The sequence below is a fragment of the Pseudoalteromonas sp. 1181_04 genome (assembly GCF_052850545.1).
The window spans coordinates 31,706-49,180 of the sequence record NZ_VXCS01000013.1; the positions used below are offsets into that span (position 1 = coordinate 31,706).

14 protein-coding genes are annotated in these 17,475 nt (G+C 40.4%); 8 read left to right on the plus strand and 6 right to left on the minus strand.

Going from position 1 to position 17,475, the window contains the following annotated elements; translation table 11 throughout:
* Positions 1-21 precede the first annotated feature (21 nt).
* The 5 genes from trxB (at position 22) to infA (ending at position 6,013) form a co-directional block, all read left to right on the plus strand.
* Positions 22-972, plus strand: coding sequence for a thioredoxin-disulfide reductase (trxB, locus tag FW757_RS12070; RefSeq protein WP_138562378.1), 951 nt, complete (start codon positions 22-24; stop codon positions 970-972).
* Between the two features lie 326 nt (positions 973-1,298).
* Positions 1,299-4,112 carry a bifunctional aconitate hydratase 2/2-methylisocitrate dehydratase gene (locus tag FW757_RS12075; protein ID WP_182717360.1) on the plus strand — a complete coding sequence of 938 codons (2,814 nt, stop codon included), beginning with the start codon at positions 1,299-1,301 and terminating at the stop codon, positions 4,110-4,112.
* A 178-nt stretch (positions 4,113-4,290) separates the two neighbouring features.
* The gene (aat, locus tag FW757_RS12080; RefSeq protein WP_446441256.1) at positions 4,291-5,007 is read left to right on the plus strand and encodes a leucyl/phenylalanyl-tRNA--protein transferase; all 717 of its coding nucleotides are present in this window, start codon (positions 4,291-4,293) and stop codon (positions 5,005-5,007) included.
* Positions 5,000-5,704, plus strand: coding sequence for an arginyltransferase (locus tag FW757_RS12085; RefSeq protein WP_182830775.1), 705 nt, complete (start codon positions 5,000-5,002; stop codon positions 5,702-5,704). Before aat ends, FW757_RS12085 begins: the two co-directional genes overlap by 8 nt.
* A gap of 90 nt (positions 5,705-5,794) precedes the next feature.
* The gene (gene infA, locus FW757_RS12090; RefSeq protein WP_002962494.1) at positions 5,795-6,013 is read left to right on the plus strand and encodes a translation initiation factor IF-1; all 219 of its coding nucleotides are present in this window, start codon (positions 5,795-5,797) and stop codon (positions 6,011-6,013) included.
* A 176-nt stretch (positions 6,014-6,189) separates the two neighbouring features.
* On the opposite strand, the gene clpA is transcribed toward infA, so the two are convergent.
* Positions 6,190-8,454, minus strand: coding sequence for an ATP-dependent Clp protease ATP-binding subunit ClpA (gene clpA, locus FW757_RS12095; RefSeq protein ID WP_145233074.1), 2,265 nt, complete (start codon positions 8,452-8,454; stop codon positions 6,190-6,192).
* A 69-nt stretch (positions 8,455-8,523) separates the two neighbouring features.
* Positions 8,524-8,832 (minus strand): ATP-dependent Clp protease adapter ClpS, encoded by a 309-nt coding sequence (gene clpS / locus FW757_RS12100; protein WP_179959204.1) that lies wholly within the window; start codon positions 8,830-8,832, stop codon positions 8,524-8,526.
* A gap of 209 nt (positions 8,833-9,041) precedes the next feature.
* Here clpS and cspD point away from each other — a divergent pair, with 209 nt between their 5' ends.
* Complete coding sequence (cspD, locus tag FW757_RS12105; protein WP_054204685.1) at positions 9,042-9,257, plus strand: cold shock domain-containing protein CspD; 216 nt, start codon at positions 9,042-9,044, stop codon at positions 9,255-9,257.
* A 729-nt stretch (positions 9,258-9,986) separates the two neighbouring features.
* On the plus strand, positions 9,987-12,209 hold the full coding sequence (locus FW757_RS12110) for an NADP-dependent isocitrate dehydrogenase (protein ID WP_145233392.1): 2,223 nt from the start codon (positions 9,987-9,989) through the stop codon (positions 12,207-12,209).
* A 148-nt stretch (positions 12,210-12,357) separates the two neighbouring features.
* Here the strand turns inward: FW757_RS12110 and FW757_RS12115 are convergent, their stop codons facing one another.
* From FW757_RS12115 to FW757_RS12125, 3 genes are all read right to left on the minus strand, one after another.
* Complete coding sequence (locus FW757_RS12115; RefSeq protein WP_145233072.1) at positions 12,358-13,599, minus strand: amidohydrolase family protein; 1,242 nt, start codon at positions 13,597-13,599, stop codon at positions 12,358-12,360.
* A 12-nt stretch (positions 13,600-13,611) separates the two neighbouring features.
* Entirely contained in the window at positions 13,612-14,994 is a 1,383-nt protein-coding gene (locus tag FW757_RS12120) for an amidohydrolase (protein ID WP_182739777.1), read from the minus strand.
* Positions 14,995-15,090: 96 nt separating this feature from the next.
* Positions 15,091-15,876 (minus strand): hypothetical protein, encoded by a 786-nt coding sequence (locus FW757_RS12125; protein WP_145233071.1) that lies wholly within the window; start codon positions 15,874-15,876, stop codon positions 15,091-15,093.
* 351 nt (positions 15,877-16,227) lie between these two features.
* Here FW757_RS12125 and FW757_RS12130 point away from each other — a divergent pair, with 351 nt between their 5' ends.
* Positions 16,228-16,593 (plus strand): DUF3718 domain-containing protein, encoded by a 366-nt coding sequence (locus FW757_RS12130; protein ID WP_149982345.1) that lies wholly within the window; start codon positions 16,228-16,230, stop codon positions 16,591-16,593.
* A 57-nt stretch (positions 16,594-16,650) separates the two neighbouring features.
* Here FW757_RS12130 and FW757_RS12135 read toward each other — a convergent pair whose 3' ends face one another.
* Complete coding sequence (locus FW757_RS12135; protein ID WP_182717355.1) at positions 16,651-17,346, minus strand: DUF445 domain-containing protein; 696 nt, start codon at positions 17,344-17,346, stop codon at positions 16,651-16,653.
* Positions 17,347-17,475 lie beyond the last annotated feature (129 nt).

The window sequence follows — 17,475 nt, forward strand, 5'->3', positions numbered from 1 at the left end:
AAACGTTTAGGATATAAAAACATGAGTGAAGTAAAACATTGTAAGTTGCTAATTTTAGGATCTGGACCTGCGGGTTACACTGCAGCAGTTTACGCAGCACGCGCAAATTTAAACCCGGTATTGATCACCGGTATGCAACAAGGCGGTCAACTTACAACAACGACTGAAGTTGAAAACTGGCCGGGCGATGCTCACGGTTTAACAGGTCCAGCATTAATGGATCGTATGAAAGAGCATGCCGAGCGTTTTGAAACTGAAATTGTCTTTGATCACATACACACTGTTGATGTTTCTAAGCGCCCTTTCACGCTAACTGGCGACCAAGGTACTTACACGTGTGATGCGCTGATCATTGCAACGGGTGCATCTGCTAAGTACTTGGGCCTAGAGTCTGAAACTAACTTCCAAGGCCGTGGTGTGTCAGCATGTGCAACCTGTGATGGTTTTTTCTATAAAGGTCAAAAAGTTGCGGTTGTTGGTGGTGGTAATACTGCGGTTGAAGAAGCGCTTTATTTATCGAACATTGCTGATGAAGTACATGTAATTCACCGTCGTGATAGCTTCCGCAGTGAAAAAATCTTAGCCGATCGCCTCGCTGAAAAAGCAGCAAACGGTAACGTAGTCATGCATTATAACCGTACGCTTGATGAAGTACTGGGCGACCAAATGGGTGTTACCGGTGTTCGTATCAAGGATGCAAACTCAGAAGCCACTGAAGAAATTGATTTAGCGGGCGTATTTATTGCAATTGGTCATAAACCAAATACTGATATGTTTGTTGGCCAACTTGAAATGAAAGATGGCTACTTAGTGGTTGAGTCAGGCCTAAACGGCAATGCAACACAAACAAGTGTACCAGGTGTTTTTGCTGCAGGTGATGTGTCTGATCATATCTACCGTCAAGCAATCACTTCTGCTGGTACTGGCTGTATGGCAGCACTTGATGCTGAGCGTTTCTTAGATAACCTATAAGTTTACACAACATATAGTAAGGGCTGAATTTTCAGCCCTTTTTTTTGGCCAAAAATTATAAAGGCTCATCCAACACCGAAAAGTACTCATTGCAGTCGCATCAACATTCACCACACTTATACTCGGAATCAATCATATTTATACAATTAATGGCTTAGGTGCGATAGGATCTAAGTTCGAGCAATGAATATCGTCAAAGTATAGTAAGTAAAACTAGCTATAATTATAGTTAGGCAGAAAAGCTTTATTCATTTAGGCATTACTAGAGACTGTAAAATCAGTTAAAATGCTTAACTTCATATCAAGTAAAATACCGAGAGTTTTCTATGAGTTTGTATACAAAATATATGGAAGAAATCCAAACCCGTAAAACGGAGCTTGGATTAAACCCACAACCAATCGATAGCGCTGAACTAGTATCAGAAATCATTAATCAAATTAAAGATACTAATAACGAGCACCGTAAAGATTCACTGCATTTCTTTATTTTTAATACATTACCAGGAACAACCAGTGCTGCGGGCGTTAAAGCACAGTTTCTAAAAGAAATTATTTTGGGTGAAGAGCAAGTTGCAGAGATCACTCCAGAATTCGCATTTGAACTGCTTTCACACATGAAAGGCGGCCCGTCAATTGAAATGCTAATTGATTTAGTATTTGCTGATGACGCAACAATCGCAGCACAAGCGGCTGAAGTACTTAAGACTCAAGTATTCTTATACGATGCAGATATGGCGCGCATAAAAGCGGCATACGAAGCAGGCAATGCAATTGCTAAAGAATTACTAGAGAGCTTCGCACAAGCTGAATTCTTCACAAAATTACCTGACATCGAAGAAAAAATCGATGTAGTAACCTATATCGCCGGTGAAGGCGACATCTCAACTGATTTACTGTCTCCAGGTAACCAAGCACATTCACGTGCTGACCGTGAATTACACGGTAAATGCATGATCACTGAAGAAGCACAGCAAGAAATTGTTGCACTTCAAAAGAAACACCCTAACGCTAAAGTAATGCTTATTGCTGAAAAAGGCACGATGGGCGTTGGTTCATCTCGTATGTCTGGTGTGAATAACGTAGCACTTTGGGCGGGTAAACAAGCAAGCCCATACGTTCCTTTCATCAACATTGCCCCTGTTGTTGCAGGTACTAATGGTATTGCGCCAATCTTCTTAACAACGGTTGATGTAACTGGCGGTATTGGTCTTGACCTTAAAAACTGGGTTAAAAAAGTAGACGCAAACGGCAATACAGTGACTGATGACAATGGTGATGCAGTGCTTGAAGAAGCGTACTCTGTTGCTACCGGTACTGTGTTAACAATTAATACTAAAGAGAAAAAGCTTTATAACGGTGATAAAGAACTTGTTGATATTTCGTCAGCATTCACACCGCAAAAAGTTGAATTCATGAGAGCCGGTGGTTCTTACGCTGTTGTATTCGGTAAAAAACTACAAACGTTTGCTGCTGAAACACTCGGCATTGAAACTCCACTTGTGTATGCACCTTCAAAAGAAATTTCACATGAAGGCCAAGGCTTAACAGCGGTTGAAAAAATCTTTAACCGTAATGCAGTAGGTGTACTATCAGATACGCCACTTCACGCAGGCTCAAATGTTCGCGTTAAAGTGAACATCGTTGGTTCGCAAGATACAACCGGTCCAATGACAGCACAAGAATTAGAAGCGATGGCGGCTTCAACGATTTCACCACTTGTTGATGGTGCTTATCAGTCTGGTTGTCACACTGCATCAGTATGGGATAGCAAAGCGCAAGCAAACATTCCTAAACTAATGGCGTTCATGAATAAGTTTGGTTTGATCACTGCACGTGACCCGAAAGGCGTTTACCATGCAATGACTGACGTTATTCACAAAGTATTGAACGACATTACAATTGATGATCGCGCTATCATCATCGGTGGTGACTCGCATACTCGTATGTCTAAAGGCGTTGCCTTTGGTGCCGATTCAGGTACTGTTGCTGTTGCACTTGCAACCGGTGAATCAGCGATGCCGATTCCTGATTCAGTTAAAGTGACGTTTAAAGGCAAAATGGCTAAGCACATGGATTTCCGCGATGTTGTACATGCAACGCAAGCGCAAATGCTTAAGCAATTTGGTGGCGAAAACGTATTCCAAGGTCGTATCATTGAAGTGCATATTGGTACCCTAATGGCTGACCAAGCGTTTACTTTCACTGACTGGACTGCAGAAATGAAAGCGAAAGCGTCAATCTGTATTTCAAATGATGAAACGCTAATTAAGTCAATTGAACTTGCTAAATCACGTATCCAAATCATGATCAACAAAGGTATGGATAACGAAGCGCAAACGCTACAAGGTCTAATCGACTTAGCTGACAAACGTATTGCAGGTATTCAATCTGGTGAAGAGCCAGCACTTTCTCCAGACGACAACGCTAAATACCACGCAGAAGTTGTGGTTGATTTGGACCAAATCGTTGAGCCAATGATTGCCGATCCAGACGTAAATAACGATGATGTTTCTAAGCGTTATACTCACGATGTGATCCGCCCTGTTTCTTTTTACAACGACAAGCCTGTTGATTTAGCTTTTGTTGGTTCGTGTATGGTTCATAAAGGCGATATGAAAATTATTGCTCACATGCTACGTAACCTTGAGAAGAAAAACGGTTCTATCTCATTCAAAGCGCCATTAGTCGTTGCGCCACCAACATATAACATTGTTGATGAGCTTAAAGCGGAAGGCGATTGGGATATCCTTGCTAAATACGCAGGGTTTGAATTTGACGATGCAAAACCAAAAACGGCCGCACGTACTAAGTATGAAAATATCTTATACCTAGAACGCCCTGGTTGTAACCTATGTATGGGTAACCAAGAAAAAGCTGAACCTGGTGACACTGTTATCGCAACGTCAACACGTCTGTTCCAAGGCCGTGTAGTAGCTGATACATCTGAGAAAAAAGGTGAGTCACTACTGGGTTCAACGCCAGTTGTAGTACTTTCTTCTGTTCTTGGTCGTTTCCCGACTATCGAAGAGTATAAGTCTGCAGTTGAAGGTATTGACCTTACATCGTTTGTACCTGTTGAAGAAGCGATGACAACTAAGTTCAACGCAGGTCAAGCAGTACCCGTAAAAGTGGTTAGCTAATTCGATTAGTTAATGGTTCAATTAAGCGCGTTTTTTAACGCGCTTTTTTTATGCCTACAATTTGCCTATCATAAGTAAGCGCTGTACAACGCTATGGATAACACAATAATTTGTGGTTTGTGAATTTAAAGCAACAGGTTACACTTTATCTTGATCATTCAGTTATTCAATCGGTGTTATGACTAAACAACTTTATCAACTCGCTAAAAGCCACTTTGCTTTTCCTGATCCCACCCATGCATTAGATGATCCAGATGGTTTACTTGCCATTGGTGGATGCTTATCTGTAACGCGATTAAAAAATGCCTATCGCTACGGTATTTTTCCATGGTTTAGTGAATACGAGCCAATTATGTGGTGGTCGCCAAGTATGCGCGGCATCATTGAACTCGATGAATTTCATATTAGCCGAAGCTTACGCAAGCATCTGAAAAAAAATCCGGTTAAAGTGACTATTAATACCGAATTTACTCAGGTGATTGAAGCCTGTCGCCAACAACGCTTAGAAACAGATGGCACCTGGATCACAAAAAAAATGCTCAACGCTTATAAAGATGCACATAAAGCAGGCTTAGCGCATAGTTTAGAAATCTGGTCAGACGACAAACTTGTTGGTGGCTTGTACGGTATTATGCAGCATGGCGTATTTTGCGGCGAATCAATGTTCCATCATCAAGCTAATTGTTCAAAATTAGCCATGTGGGCATTGGTCAATTGGTTGAAACGTCACCATGCGCATTTTATTGACTGTCAGCTTGAGAATCCTTATTTAATCACTTTAGGTGAAAAAGTGCTACCGCGCTCAGAATTTTTAACTAAACTAAAACAAGCAGAAGAGTTTATTATTCCAACAACAATGTGGCAACCTCAGGAGCTTATCGCTATTTATGACTGAACACTTACCTGCTCGTTTAGGTTTAAGCCAACAATTTGATTGTAGCTACCTAGCCGATCGCCGAGAGCAATTATTAGTCATTTTGGATCCAAGTTGTTATACCCCGGGCAAATTTGAGCAATTACTGGCCCTCGGTTTTCGCCGTAGTGGTGACCAAATTTACCGACCACACTGCCCTGTTTGCAGCGCATGTAAGTCTGTGCGTGTATTAGCTAAGGCATTTTTACCGACAAAATCACAAAAACGTAAACTTAATAAAGCAAAAAATGCCTTTAGTGTGAAATATTCAGACCAACAACGCCCTGAATACTTTCCGTTATACAGTAAATACATTACCGAGCGTCACCAAGACGGTTCTATGTACCCACCAGAACAAAGTCAGTTCAACAGCTTTATATTTTGTCACTGGTTACCAATTACTTTTATTGAATTATGGGACCAAGAGAAACTGGTTGCAGTGGCGGTAACTGATTGTATGCACAACGCTGTTTCTGCTATTTACACTTTTTTTGATCCTGATTATGAGCACTTCAGTGTGGGCACAATTATGATTTTAGAGCAGCTCAAATTCGCCAAACAATACGATAAAGAATTTGTCTATTTAGGTTATCAAATTGATGAATGTGCAAAAATGCGTTACAAAACCCAATTTTTACCTGCCCAAAATAGGGTTGCAGACCAGTGGCTGGCTATTTAATTTACAAAAATGCCTACTGCGGCTTTACTTATTGGTGTATTTTCGGCAGAATCTGCATCGTTTAACTATTAAAGAGGTGTTACGCTAAACATGGCGAAAGAAGACGTAATCGAAATGCAAGGGACGGTCCTTGATACTTTACCAAATACAATGTTCCGAGTTGAGCTTGAAAATGGTCACGTAGTTGTGGCTCACATTTCAGGTAAAATGCGTAAAAACTATATCCGCATTTTAACCGGCGATAAAGTTACCGTAGAAATGACCCCATACGATTTATCAAAAGGTCGCATCGTATTCCGTGCTCGCTAAGTTAGTGCGTTAACGAAATATCAAGTTTTTAGCTAAGTTGTCTGAGTAACTTAGTTACTTTCTACATTAGCTTGAAGCGTTTATTAAATGTAATTGATAGCTAAACTAACAATTACATTTAATAAACAAAAAGCCCAGCAATTGCTGGGCTTTTTGTTTTCTATTTAACGCTGCAATTATGCAGGTGTTAAATTCGTTTCATAATCAAAACGCAATTTTTTATCTTTGATAGACACTTTCACTGTGCCACCGTCGATAAGTTGCCCAAATAAGATCTCGTTTGCCAGCGGCTTTTTCAATTGCTCTTGGATCACGCGGCCCATTGGACGTGCGCCCATAGCTTTATCGTAGCCTTTATCTGCCAACCATTCCCGCGCTTTATTAGTAAGCTCAAGATTAACTGACTTTTTATCCAGCTGCGCTTGTAACTCAACAATAAATTTATCAACAACCAGTAAAGTTACATCACGATCAAGGTGGTTAAACCAAATGATGTTATCTAGGCGGTTTCTAAATTCTGGCGAAAATACTTTATTGATTTCGCTCATCGCATCATGAGAATGATCTTGATCAGTAAAGCCTATTGATTTACGTACTGTTTCTTGTACGCCCGCATTAGTAGTCATCACCACCACAACGTTTCTAAAGTCAGCTTTACGGCCGTTATTATCGGTCAGCGTGCCATGATCCATCACTTGCAGTAAGATATTGTAAATATCTGAGTGAGCTTTCTCAATCTCATCCAGTAATACAACCGAATGTGGATTTTTAATCACAGCCTCAGTTAACAAACCACCTTGTTCAAAACCAACGTAGCCTGGAGGCGCACCAATTAAACGGCTTACCGCGTGGCGCTCAACATACTCAGACATATCAAAACGGATAAACTCAACACCCATACATTTTGCAAGCTGTTTAGTTACCTCCGTTTTACCTACACCCGTTGGTCCTGCAAACAAAAACGAACCGACTGGTTTATCTTCATTTGATAAGCCTGAACGTGATAAGCGAATGGCCGAGGTTAGTGCATCGATTGATTGATCTTGGCCAAATACCAACATCTTCAAGTTACGATCAAGATTTTTAAGAGTTTCTTTATCGCTTGATGACACACTTTGCTGCGGAATACGCGCCATTTTTGCCACGATCAATTCGATATCTGCCACACCAATGGTTTTTTTGCGTTTAGAGATCGGTTGTAATCGTTGGCTAGCACCCGCTTCATCAATAACATCAATGGCTTTATCAGGTAAGTGACGCTCATTAATGTACTTAGCACTGAGCTCTGCCGCCGCTTTTAACGCTTTTTGCGTATAGCGAATGCCATGATGCTCTTCGTAACGTTCTTTTAAACCATTAAGTATTTTAGTGGTATCAGCGACACTTGGTTCAAGTACATCAATTTTCTGAAAACGGCGCACTAACGCACGGTCTTTTTCAAAGATATTTTTATACTCGTTATAGGTAGTTGAGCCCATACAACGTAACTTACCGCTCGAAAGCAGTGGTTTAAGCAGGTTAGATGCGTCCATAACGCCACCAGAGGCTGCGCCGGCACCAATTATGGTATGGATCTCATCAATAAACAAAATAGCGCCAGGTTTCGCCTGAAGCTCTTTTAGTAATGCTTTAAAGCGCTTTTCAAAATCACCGCGGTATTTAGTACCAGCAAGTAATGCCCCCATATCTAACGAGTACACCACAGCATCGGCAATCACTTCGGGTACTTGTTCATGCACTATGCGATACGCTAGACCTTCAGCAATAGCAGTTTTACCTACCCCAGCTTCGCCAACTAATAACGGATTATTCTTTTTACGACGACACAGTACTTGTACCGTGCGCTCTACTTCACTATCACGGCCCACCAATGGGTCGATATTCCCTTCACGGGCGAGTACATTCAAATTAGACGTGAAGTTTTCTAATTTACTTGGCTCTTCGCCTTGAACGGCTTGTACTTCTTCATGGATGTCATCAGCATCTTCACCGCCCATGTCATCGTCTGCTTTAGAGATACCATGAGATATAAAGTTCACAATATCTAGTCGCGAGATATCAGCTTTTTTCAGCAAGTAAACCGCTTGGCTTTCTTGTTCTGAAAAAATGGCAACCAGCACATTGACGCCTGTTACTTCGTTTTTACCCGATGATTGCACATGAAATACTGCGCGTTGCAATACCCGCTGAAAACCAAGTGTTGGTTGAGTTTCACGTTCTTCTTCTAAATCAGGAATGACTGGAGTGGTCTCATTAATAAACTCTGATAGCTCAGCTTTTAATGCTGCCATATCAATCCCGCAGGCGTGTAGCGCTTCTCCAGCCGATGGATTATCAAGTAGGGCAAGTAATAGGTGCTCTACAGTCATAAATTCATGGCGACGTGTACGCGCTTCGCGAAACGCCGCGTTTAAAGTTAGTTCTAAATCTTTGTTTAGCATTAGCAACCCCTTACTGAGATAATATTTTTATACCGTTGTGATGGGTATTTTGATCACCCTACCTTGGTATTATTCCTGCTCACAACTACATAGCAGTGGATGCTCGTTATCTCGTGCATAACGGTTTACTTGTTCAACTTTGGTATACGCTACATCTGCGGTATAAACACCGCAAATTGCGCGACCATTTTGATGAACTTGCAGCATCACATCTGTTGCTCTATCGCTATCCATATTAAAAAACGTCGTTAGTACTTCTATCACAAAGTCCATTGGCGTGTAATCATCATTATTTAAAATGACTTTGTATTTTCGCGGTGGTTGCAGTTTTTGCTTCTCACTATCGCGAACCGTATCTAAAACACCTGAATCTTTCATGCCACTCATAATTAAATATAGTCTTGTCTTTGGAACTCAAGCAAACTTGAATAAAAAATAAATTAAATGTTAAAAAAATAGTTTAAAACACTTGACTGATCGGCGAAATAAACTACAGTCAATTGTAGATTGATTAAACCTTAGTCAGTCTATCAAACTATACGGTTTAGAATAACTAAATTAGTCAACTTATAGAAGGATGTAGAAGTATGGCTTGTGGTAAAGTCAAATGGTTCAATAATGCCAAAGGTTTTGGTTTCATCGTAGAAGACGGCTGCGAGAATGATATATTCGCCCATTACTCAACGATTGTAATGGACGGTTATAAAACACTTAAAGCTGGTCAAGATGTAACATTCGAATTGCAGCAAGGCCCTAAAGGCATGCATGCGACTAATATAGCGCCTAACGAAGAGTTAGTGTAGTTGTTTAGACGTTCGACTAAAGCGAGCGACCTGTAAAGATCCTCGCTTAATTCCTCTAAATTTATTTAATCCCAACTAAATTGTACATTCAGATTCAAAGCTGGCATTTTTAATCTATTAGAAATTAAACGTACAGAATGAACAAAAACTATCCTTCCTCTTGAAATTCTTTTTTAATACCCCCATGTTATACCCAAACCACCTCAAGATGCAGAATCCAGCGTTTCACAGGGGCTTAATATCAAGGCGTTACTTTGCAACAATGGCAGTCCCTTTTAAGAAGTAACAACGATGAGAGTAAGTGCCTGTGAAACGCCCAACGGGTTGGTTTAAAAGCGATTTATACTGCGTTATTGATTTTAACAATAGAACCACTATTATTTGCAATCAATGCCTTGCCTAAATCGCTTTTAATTCCAACTGAAACTCGCATCTTGAGATGGTTTGGGTATATATTTGTTATTAGCCCTTTGTTGCCAAGCTTGTTACACTCTTAGGTGCTTAAAAGCAGCCTCAAAAGGCCCTTTAAACACTAATAATTAGGCTAATGGCTAATTTACTTAGTTTATAAATAACATAAAATTAAATACAGTTCGTCAGGTGTGATTATTTAATCAACAGTATTAACACCTAACTGACTGATCATTGTCACGTCGTGCACGCATGATGGCGATGATATTTCTTTGCATTGTTGAATATGGCTCTTACGCCTACTATCTAGGAATGATGATGACATCAAAAATTATCTACACTAAAACAGACGAAGCTCCGGCACTAGCAACATACTCTTTGCTGCCGATCATCCAAGCATACACTAATGCCGCAGGCGTTGAAGTTGAAACACGTGACATCTCTTTAGCGGGTCGTGTTATTGCTAACTTTTCTGAGTATTTAACTGAAGAACAACGTATTGGTGATGCGCTTGCTGAATTAGGCGAGCTGGCTAAAAAACCTGAAGCAAACATCATTAAATTACCAAATATCAGTGCATCAGTTCCACAATTACGTGCTGTTATCAAAGAATTACAAGCAAAAGGTTACGCACTGCCAGACTACCCTGCTGAACCTAAAACAGATGAAGAAAAAGCAATTCAAGCAACGTACGACAAAATCAAAGGTAGTGCTGTAAACCCAGTATTACGTGAAGGTAACTCTGATCGTCGTGCTCCTGGCTCTGTAAAAGAATATGCACGTAATAACCCACATTCAATGGGTGCATGGAGCAAAGATTCTGCTTCAAATGTTGCGAGCATGAGCGAAGGCGATTTCTTTGGCTCTGAGCAATCAGTAACACTCGATACTGCTACTGATGTACGTATTGAGCACGTTGCTGAAAATGGCGACGTATCTGTTCTTAAAGCAAGCACGCCATTACTTGCTGGTGAAGTGATTGACGCATCTTCAATCAGTATTACGAAACTACAAGCTTTCTTAGCGGCTGAAATCGATGCTGCAAAAGAAAAAGGCATTCTGTTTTCATTACATATGAAAGCAACCATGATGAAAGTATCTGATCCAATCATCTTTGGTCATGCGGTAAAAGTATTCTATAAAGACGTTTTTGCTAAGCACGGCGCTTTATTTGCTGAGCTAGGTGTTGATGTTAATAATGGTCTTGGTGATGTTTACGCTAAAATCCAAACATTAGACGATGCTAAACGCGCTGAAATCGAAGCTGATATTGACGCTGTATACGCTACACGCCCTGCAATTGCGATGGTTGATTCTGATCGTGGTATCACTAACTTACACGTACCAAGTGATGTGATTATCGATGCGTCTATGCCTGCTGCAATTCGTTCAAGCGGTCAAATGTGGAACAGTGAAGGTAAATTACAAGATACTAGCTTTGTCATTCCTGATCGTTGTTACTCTGGTGTTTATCAAGCAACAATTGATTTCTGTAAAGAACACGGTGCATTTGATCCAACCACTATGGGTAGCGTTCCTAACGTTGGCCTAATGGCACAAAAAGCTGAAGAATATGGTTCACACGACAAAACATTTGAAGCACCAGCAAATGGTGTGATCCGTGTTGTTGATAGTGCTGACAACGTATTGCTACAACACACTGTTGAGCAAGGCGATGTATGGCGCATGTGCCAAGTTAAAGATGCACCAATTCAAGATTGGGTAAAATTAGCTGTAAACCGTGCACGCGCTACCGGTAACCCTGCTATTTTCTGGCTTGACGAAAACCGTGCACACGATGCACAGTTAATCAAAAAAGTTAACGCATACTTGCCAGACCACGATACATCTGGCCTTGATATTCAAATACTTGCACCACTTGAAGCAACCTTATTCTCTCTTGCACGCATTAAAGATGGCCTAGATACTATTTCAGTAACAGGTAACGTATTACGTGATTACCTAACTGATTTATTCCCAATTCTTGAGCTTGGTACGAGTGCAAAAATGCTTTCAATCGTACCACTTATGAATGGCGGCGGTTTATTTGAAACTGGCGCGGGTGGTTCAGCACCGAAGCACGTTCAACAATTCGAAAAAGAAAACCACTTACGTTGGGATTCGTTAGGTGAGTTTTTAGCACTTGCGGCATCACTTGAGCACCTAGCTGTAAATACTGGTAACAACAAAGCACAAGTGCTAGCTGATACCCTTGATAAAGCAACAGGTACTTTCCTTGCTGAAAACAAATCACCGTCTCGTAAAGTGAAAGAAATTGATAACCGTGGTTCTCACTTCTTCCTATCTTTATTCTGGGCGCAAGAGCTTGCCAAGCAAAACGATGACAGTGAACTTAAAGCACAGTTCACACAAATCGCCAGTGATTTAGAAACCAACAAAGAACAAATCGTTAACGAACTTAACGATGCACAAGGCCCAGCTGTAAACATCGGTGGTTATTTCCAACCAAATGATGATGCAGCATTTAAAGCAATGCGCCCTAGCACAACATTTAACGATATCTTAGCTAAACTAGTATAAGTATCGATTTAAATTTAAAAGGCGCTCACTGTTAAAGTGAGCGCCTTTTTTGTGGTTTTTAAATAATGTTTTATTTTTCACTGATACAAAAAGCAAAAAGGCCGCAAATGCAGCCTTTAAATTGTTCAAGTTACTAAGCTGAACGTAGTTACTTAGTATATGCGCGAGGCATATCTGAGTCAGTAGTATAACGCTTACGGAGTTTATCTTGGCGTGCTTCAGTTGAAACTTCTTCGCCGTTAATAAACATTTTAGTTACGTGACTAGTAAAATCAAATGGATCATCGTTCCACATCACTAAGTCAGCAGCTTTACCTACCGCCACACTACCGGCATTAATTCCAAATACATCAGCAACATTCGCTGTTATCGCTTTTAATGCACCCGCTTGTGTCATGCCATAAGAAACCGCATTACCCGCGTCAAAACGCAATTGATAAACATTGTGACTGGCATCGCCTGCGATCGACAACAACACCTTTACGCCTGCTTTTTCGAGTTTGCCTGCATTATCTAAACTCGCATGTAGCGAATCAAAACTGCCTGGCAAGCTCTCCATAGAACTTACAATGACTGGAACATTTGCTTGCGCTAATTGCTCTTTTACAACCACGGCATCTTGTGCGCCTGCAATCACTAAATTAAGTGAAAACTGTTGTTTTACTTTGATTAGCTCAATAATATCTGCGGCGCGAGAAGCCGTTACTAATAGTGGCATTTCACCCGCTAATACTTTATCGAGCACTTTATCTTCAGTGCTTGGTACAGCATCGTCTTTTTTATCTTTTTTGCTGGCTTTTTGTTGATGTGCTGCTAACTTATCAATCAAGTTTTTCAGCGACATTGCGCGCGAGCCTTTGCTTTTCTCACCTAAATTAACTACCAGCGCGACTTGCGTTTGCTTAACACTGTCAAACTCACCGCTTAAATCAACTACGCTGGCAAGGCCTGCAAAAATACTTTCTCCGCCATGAGGGGTGATCACATCACGGGTGATGCCACCTTTACGTGCATACGGGATCAAGCTTGAGTGAGCATTAAATGCTAGGCTTGGATCAAAATCGATCCCCGCTTTATCATCGCCAGCATCGCGAGAGCCAGCAACAGCGCCCACTTCAACTAGACCTAACTGATTCATGCTGCCAATAAAGCCAGCTGTAACAATTTGCCCTTTGGCATCAATAATCGTATCAGCTTCGACTGTTGCAGGATTAATAGCAATAATTTTGCCTTCATCCATGATGATGCTAGCGCCTTGTAAAATACCTTGCTCAGTTGAGGTATGAACAGTGGCGTTGATGATCGCGACTGATTGGGCGTTCACCGCAGTACTTGCTAACAAACCAGCAGCAACTAGCGAGAGTGAAAATGAATGTGTTAATTTTGTCATCCTAGTTACTCCTTATTTTTGACCTAACATAAAATCGCTTTGTGCTTGGAATGTATCATCGTAGCGATCATACACTTTCGCACCATCAACAAATACTTGCTCAGCTTTAGCATAAACACTAAACGGACTTTGATTCCAAATTACCACATCAGCCTGTTTGCCAGCTTCGAGTGAACCGGTTTTATCAGCTATACCTAGCGATTTTGCAGCATTCGAAGTGATCCATTTAATTGCGTGCTGTTCTGAAATATTAAACCCATTATCGTTAGCGCGGTACATTACTTTACCGGCTTCTTGATTCAAGCGCTGGATAGTGGTGTCAGAGTCTGAATGAACAACAGCACAAGAATTTTTAACCGCATCAACAATCGCTACGTTCTCTTGTACCATGTCGTAAGCTTCCATTTTAAAGCCCCACCAATCAGGCCAAAGCGCAGCACATGAGCCGTTATCTGCAAGTAAATCAGCAATTTTGTATGCTTCAATACCGTGATGGAAAGTACCCGCGTGATAACCAAACTCTTTTGAAAGGTCAATCATCATTGCCATTTCTTCTGCTTTGTAACAATGATTGTGGATCCTAACTTCGCCTTCTAATACACCACGCAATGTATCGTATTTAATATCACGATGCGGCACCTCTGGATTTTTACCTGCTGCATAATCAGCATCGTATTTATCCCACGCGCGTTTATATTCAGCGGCGCCTATCCAAGCCTCACGATAACCGGCCATATTGCCCATTCGTGTTGATGGTAATACCCCTTTACGCCCGTAAACACGCTTAGGGTTTTCACCACAGGCCATTTTTAAACCATACGGTGCGTCAGGGAACTTCATACCCTGCATCGTGTGCGATGGAACATTTTTTAAAGTAACCCCACGACCACCAAATAAATTAGCTGAGCCGGGTAAAATTTGTAATGCGGTAATACCGCCTTCACGCGCGCGGTTAAAGCCAGGGTCTTGCGGCCAAATTGAATGCTCAACCCACACTTCGGCAGTATTTGGGCTGGTCATTTCATTGCCGTCCTGATGAGATTCAACAGAAGGGCTTGGGTATGCTCCTAAATGTGAATGTACATCAATAAGCCCAGGTGTAACCCATTTACCTTGTGCATCAATAGTCAAATCAGCTTGTGCAGTTAGATCTTTACCGACTTGTTGCACTTTTCCGTCAACAAGTAATACATCGGCTTCTTCTAAACGCTCACCTGTACCTGTTAGTACTGTTGCATTGGTGATAAGCGTCGTGGTTGATTTAAGTACCTTATAGGTACTTGGATATGGATTTTTATTGATTGTTACTTTGTCGTCTTGTGGGCCGTTGTCTTGGCAGCCGGCAATCGCCACACCAAGTGCAACAACCAACAATGAAGGAGCAAATTTTTGCATCATATTAGTCTCTGTTGTTGTTTTTTTGTTACTTTATATAAACACACAACATAAAGCTAAAAAATCAGCTAGAGCTGCATTTATATAAGATGAATGTTATTTCTTAATATAATTGTTATACAGTTGCTCAAGTGCAGCTTCTGTTGTCAAACTTGGATCTTTACTAATAAAGTGCTTAACAGTTCGAGTTACGAAGTCTGAATTTTGTTTATGCAATTTTGAAAAATCCTTAATTAGGCAATCGCCATCTTTAGCGGCAGTCACTTTATCGTGACGATGACGATACTGACTCAAGGCTTTATTAAAATCACCTTGGTAGTCTTCTACTAAAATTTTATAAAAATCACTTTTTTGTACTTTTAATTCGCTAATACAATAATTTAAAGCTTCTTTAAAATCAGTAAAAATGGCGCCTTCGACATCAAACTCAGCCGTTTTTTCTCGCACTGTGACCTTGGCTTCTTCGGTTGCATAACTAAAACCACTAAACGCCAAGCGCTCTGCGGCTTCTTTTCCTAACGCCATACCCGCTTTAATGCTATGTGCAAACTCATCACTCATATCGCTAAGTTCATTCTCATGCCACATATTATAAACCCGCAGTGGTTTAGCATATTTGGCACCGAGTTTGTTTTTTAACTTAGTAAAGCGTTCATCAATCGTCATTAAGCGCTCGTTATGCAATATTGCATAGCATTCATAGCACGCTGGAATACTAATAAACTCAGCTTCTTCACCTAAATCAATAATGCTTTGTAGCATATGCAATGGCGGGCAATGATCGCGCTCAGTCGCTTCACAGCCACAATAAAAGCAACGGTTAAAATTATGCTGTTCACAGGCGTATGCTTGCTGATAATAACTCGCCAATGTTTTACTCACAGAGTCTCCTAATAGACAGGTATTTGATAATCAAGACGATCATAACAGGGTTGAAAAATATGTCAGTAATGCTGCACAACAAAGTGCAATGACTCTAAAGTAAATAGCATGTAAAACCTATGAAAGCAGATTGAAAAACAACCAAAAGCAATAAAAAAAGTGAAAAATAATTTGTTTGAAATATGTCAAAAAACACACATTAAATCATTTACTATCAGATAGTTAGTTATTATAAAACACATCCACACACGGTGTTACATCTTGTCGATTTTCATTTACAGCTTTATTTAAAAATAAAGCTAATATTTAACTCGTCAACAAGCAAACATACCAAACCACTGGAGAATGATGATGAATACTTTAACAACTACACTTTGTACAACGTTACTTTTAAGCTCAGCAGCACTTACTACAACCAATACTGAAGCAGCACAATTTGTTGCAGCTGATAATAGCCCTGGCACTCAAATTTGTATGGCTGTGAGCTCCAATAAACGTTTGCAACTTTATGCAACAATGAAAGACTTACGTATTAGCAAAACAACCGTAACCAATAAACTACGTTGTAACAACTTGAGTATCGCAAAATTTGCGGGAACTTACGGTTTTAATAAAACGGCAAAGTATCTAAACCTTGAAACGACAACGGGTACCTCAATTCAAGATTTAGCAAAACTAGACCAACAAACAATTATGGTTGTTGCCGGTTCTAAGTAGTATGGCTAAGCAATATCAAATTTAAGCAGGCGAGTCGTTGGCCTGCTTAAAATTAATTTATATGATTGCAGCAATCAGGCCAAACAAACCACCGAATACCCCGCCCCATACAACTAACCAGCCTAAATGCTCACGGATCATAGTTTGTATAATATCTTTGACCATTTTTGGTGTCAGCTCGTCTAAACGCTCATCAACTAAGCCAGAAACCGTGTTAAACAACGAATCACTTGCGAGTCCTGATTGCGTTAATTTTTCATTCACCAAGCTTTTAAACTCATCGGTTTCGCTCATATTAAGTAATGAACCACGCATTTTGTCAATAAATGCTTCGCGCATCGGCTCAACCGCGGCACTACCACCAAACATAGCTAACATGCTACCAAATTGGGAGTGCTCAATAACGTCAAGTAAGCTATCAAAAGCAGGATTTAAATCGACTTCATTGATCACTGGCTGTAGATCAACATTGATATTTTTGTTGCCTAACAATTGAGATATTTTTTGCTCTGAAAAGAACTCGGTTAAAATAAGATTTTTAATCGCCACTTTAAACCCTGCAAACTTCAGCTGGATCACGCCCGACCCATATAACAAAGGTACTTTTTCAAATAACATATGCACTGCGAGTAAATTAGTCACTGCGCCTGAGAGTGCAAATAAGCCGATTGACAGTACAATTGCTTGGTCAAATAGAAAACCCGCCACCACTAAAATCCCGGCAATTACATTGGTAATAAGGCTTTTATTCATCATTCTCTCCACTTGGTTGTTGCATAAATCTAAGCGCGCGCTTACAAAATATTAATTTTACTCTCAAGAGTTTGTTTATTTAACTACTTTTTGCCATAGTTTAACTATCTGTATAAAAGGTGAACAATG

Bases quoted from the DNA above. Each gene is read 5' to 3' on its own strand.
- trxB (WP_138562378.1), top strand. From the start codon at position 22: ATGAGTGAAGTAAAACATTGTAAGTTGCTAATTTTAGGATCTGGACCT.
- FW757_RS12075 (WP_182717360.1), top strand. From the start codon at position 1,299: ATGAGTTTGTATACAAAATATATGGAAGAAATCCAAACCCGTAAAACG.
- aat (WP_446441256.1), top strand. From the start codon at position 4,291: ATGACTAAACAACTTTATCAACTCGCTAAAAGCCACTTTGCTTTTCCT.
- FW757_RS12085 (WP_182830775.1), top strand. From the start codon at position 5,000: ATGACTGAACACTTACCTGCTCGTTTAGGTTTAAGCCAACAATTTGAT.
- infA (WP_002962494.1), top strand. From the start codon at position 5,795: ATGGCGAAAGAAGACGTAATCGAAATGCAAGGGACGGTCCTTGATACT.
- clpA (WP_145233074.1), bottom strand. From the start codon at position 8,454: ATGCTAAACAAAGATTTAGAACTAACTTTAAACGCGGCGTTTCGCGAA.
- clpS (WP_179959204.1), bottom strand. From the start codon at position 8,832: ATGAAAGATTCAGGTGTTTTAGATACGGTTCGCGATAGTGAGAAGCAA.
- cspD (WP_054204685.1), top strand. From the start codon at position 9,042: ATGGCTTGTGGTAAAGTCAAATGGTTCAATAATGCCAAAGGTTTTGGT.
- FW757_RS12110 (WP_145233392.1), top strand. From the start codon at position 9,987: ATGACATCAAAAATTATCTACACTAAAACAGACGAAGCTCCGGCACTA.
- FW757_RS12115 (WP_145233072.1), bottom strand. From the start codon at position 13,599: ATGACAAAATTAACACATTCATTTTCACTCTCGCTAGTTGCTGCTGGT.
- FW757_RS12120 (WP_182739777.1), bottom strand. From the start codon at position 14,994: ATGCAAAAATTTGCTCCTTCATTGTTGGTTGTTGCACTTGGTGTGGCG.
- FW757_RS12130 (WP_149982345.1), top strand. From the start codon at position 16,228: ATGAATACTTTAACAACTACACTTTGTACAACGTTACTTTTAAGCTCA.
- FW757_RS12135 (WP_182717355.1), bottom strand. From the start codon at position 17,346: ATGAATAAAAGCCTTATTACCAATGTAATTGCCGGGATTTTAGTGGTG.